Consider the following 1,750-nt stretch of genomic DNA (forward strand, 5'->3'; position numbering starts at 1 on the left):
CCCGTCACCCGCACCCGGGCCGCGCGACGGGCCACCAGTCGCCCCCGGGCCCCGCCGGGCTCCCGGCACAACAGCGACAGGGTGGCCAGGTCCGGCCGCAGCTGCTCACTCACCTCGGCGGCCGCCCGTCGTTCGGCCACCGCGTCCTCCACCAGGCCCAACGCGGCGAGCCGGGCGGTGAGGCGGTCGGCGGCGTCCGGCCGCAGCCCCAGCCTGCCCGCCGCCCGGCGCAGTGTCGTCATGCCCCGTGTTCCGTCCAGCAGGGAGAGGAAGGACTCCGTCGGTCCGTCCACCGGCCGGAGCACCACGGCATGCGGGGGCGTGACCCCGTAGCGGACGGTCTCCCGGTCGTCCCACCCGCGCAGCAGCGCGGGCTTGATCATCGGATGCGGCTCCCGTGCCGACCGATCCGACTCCGCCGGCGCCGCGGCCCCCGACCGGGCCCGAACGGTCCGCCCGGCACGGCCCCGTCCGGACCCCGCGTGCCGGCGGGCCCCGGCCCTCGGTCGGGACGCCCCGGCCCTCGCCGCGGGAGCCCCCGGGAGCGCCTCACCCACGGGGGAGGCCCCCGCCGGTGTCCCGGGCGCCAACGTGACCCCGGCGGTCACGGTCATCACCGTCGTGGCCGCGGAGGGCGTGCCGGTGGCGGCCGCCGGTGCCGGCACCGGGGAGGCGGTGAGGTGCGCGGTGAGGGGCGGGCCCGGGGGCCCCGGCACGGTCGACGGTGGTGGGGCGCTCGTGGCCATGGGGACCCCCGGGGATCGTCGGACACCGGGCACGCGGGCACGCCCCGGCCGGCCGCGGTGACGCAAACCGCTCGCCGTGTCACACACTGTGCCTCAGGTCGCCGACATTCCGCTCACCCTTGTCCACAGGAGCCGGCGTTCGTCATATCGGCGGTGTGGCACAGCGGCCAGGCCGGTCGAACACCGCCTTCGGGTTCACCCGATGGGCGGCGTTCCCCGCGCCCCGGGCACCCGCCGGCCCGACTCCGGCCCCCGCTCCCGTGATCCCGTACGGGGAAACGGGTACGGTCCGGGGTGTGGCCCCCGATCCTCCCCGCCGAGCCGATCCCCTTCACCGCGCCGGTTCGCCGCGGCCCGACGCGAGTGCCCCGGCGGGGGAGCGCGCCGTGGACACCGGCCCGATCGAGGTGCGCCGCAGCACCCGCCGCCGGCGCACGGTCTCCGCCTATCGCGAGGGCGACCGCACCATCGTGTTGATCCCCGCCCGCATGACGGTCGAGGAGGAGAGCCGCTGGGTCGCCACGATGCTCGACAAGCTCGCCGCGCAGGAGGAGCGCCGCCGTCGGCCCCGGGCCGACCTCGAGGAGCGGGCCGCCCGGCTCTCCGAGCGCTACCTCGGGGGCCGCGCCCGCCCCGTCGCCGTGCGGTGGGTGGGGAACCAGAACACCCGTTGGGGCTCGTGCACCCCGGCCACCGGCACCATCCGACTCTCCCATCGCCTGCGGGACATGCCCGAGTACGTCCTGGACTACGTGCTGCTGCACGAGCTGGCGCACCTGCTGGTGCCGGGGCACGGACCGGACTTCTGGGCTCTGCTGGAGGCGTACCCCCGCACCGAGCGGGCCCGCGGTTTCCTGGAGGGCGTGGTGGCGGCCGAGCGTCTTCGCGGAACGGATGAGGGGGAGCCGACCCCGGGGTGATCCGCCCCTCCGGACGCCGGTTCCGACCGGGGGCCCGGGTCCTTCCGCGTCCCTCCCGGGTCGGTCTCACGCGGGGGCCGGGGG

At 77.5% G+C, this 1,750-nt stretch carries 1 protein-coding gene and 1 pseudogene; one reads left to right on the forward strand and one right to left on the reverse strand.

The genetic code is table 11. The features are described from left to right. Window positions 1-383: pseudogene (locus FNQ90_RS22020) on the reverse strand (ThiF family adenylyltransferase); the annotation flags it as partial. 659 nt (window positions 384-1,042) lie between these two features. On the opposite strand from FNQ90_RS22020, the gene FNQ90_RS22025 reads away from it, so the two are divergent. Further along, a complete protein-coding gene (locus FNQ90_RS22025; RefSeq protein WP_182607949.1) occupies window positions 1,043-1,666 on the forward strand; it encodes a M48 metallopeptidase family protein in 624 nt (207 codons plus the stop codon). The last annotated feature ends 84 nt before the right edge of the window (window positions 1,667-1,750 follow it).

It is taken from the genome of Streptomyces alkaliphilus, assembly GCF_014141535.1.
Lineage (GTDB): Bacteria > Actinomycetota > Actinomycetes > Streptomycetales > Streptomycetaceae > Streptomyces > Streptomyces alkaliphilus.